Consider the following 886-nt stretch of genomic DNA (forward strand, 5'->3'; position numbering starts at 1 on the left):
CCTACACGAACCTAGATTTTGTTTTATAAAGTATTTAAATAAAATTATTTTTATTTTTTTATACAATATCAAACTGTTTCACGTGAAACATTTATTATTTATGATACGGCTCATGATTCAAAATACGATAGGCACGATACAGCTGTTCTCTGAGTAACACACTTTTCATCTCTTTGGAAATCGGTAAACTGCAAAAAGAAAGCGATATCATTTCTTGTTCTTCATTCTGTTCTATCTCCTCTAAACAAAAAATAAGATGACTGTTTCCCAATACACTATACTCTGATATCTTTTCTGCCAATTCTTCTGAAGAAACGGTGTCTGTACCTGTTTCTATCTTCAAAACAATACAACCTTCTTTATTTTGCCATTTTTTATCCAATTTATGAACCTTTTTCAGTTTCACATATCTAGTTAATCTCTTTTCATATTCTTCTATTGCTTTTTGATAAAAAGACAGTTTCTTTTGTTTCGATTCTACAATTGTAATATTCATCATACATTCCTTACCCTACTTTTTTTCTGATTGAATACTTCGATAAGACGGGATATTTTGCACTGACTCTGATGATTTAATTGCATCGATAACTGCAAGTTTCATTGCCTCCTGTGCCAGATAGCAAACGGTATCCAAATTTGCTGTTACTTTCCCTGATGCCATCGTAAAAATCGTATCTCCGTCCATACTTGTATGAATTGGGCGAATAGAAAGTGCATATCCGTTATGCGCTACTTCAGATACTTTATTACACTCTGTTTTAGTTAGTTTTGCATTCGTCAAAATACATCCTATGGTAGTGTTTTTTCCTGATAAGTCTCTTTCTGCTCCCTCTAACATCAGATGATGAGAAGAAATGATTTCTGTTTTATCATCATTCAATACACC

General features: G+C 32.5%; 2 protein-coding genes. Both read right to left on the minus strand.

From position 1 onward, the window contains the following. Window positions 1-94: 94 nt before the first annotated feature. Window positions 95-499 (minus strand): 23S rRNA (pseudouridine(1915)-N(3))-methyltransferase RlmH, encoded by a 405-nt coding sequence (locus tag ACO5GE_RS01415; protein ID WP_484829139.1) that lies wholly within the window; start codon window positions 497-499, stop codon window positions 95-97. A 12-nt stretch (window positions 500-511) separates the two neighbouring features. Next, window positions 512-886: P1 family peptidase (locus ACO5GE_RS01420; RefSeq protein WP_484829140.1), on the minus strand; the 375-nt coding region annotated here is incomplete at its 5' end.

The sequence above is a fragment of the Filifactor sp. genome, from assembly GCF_057248345.1.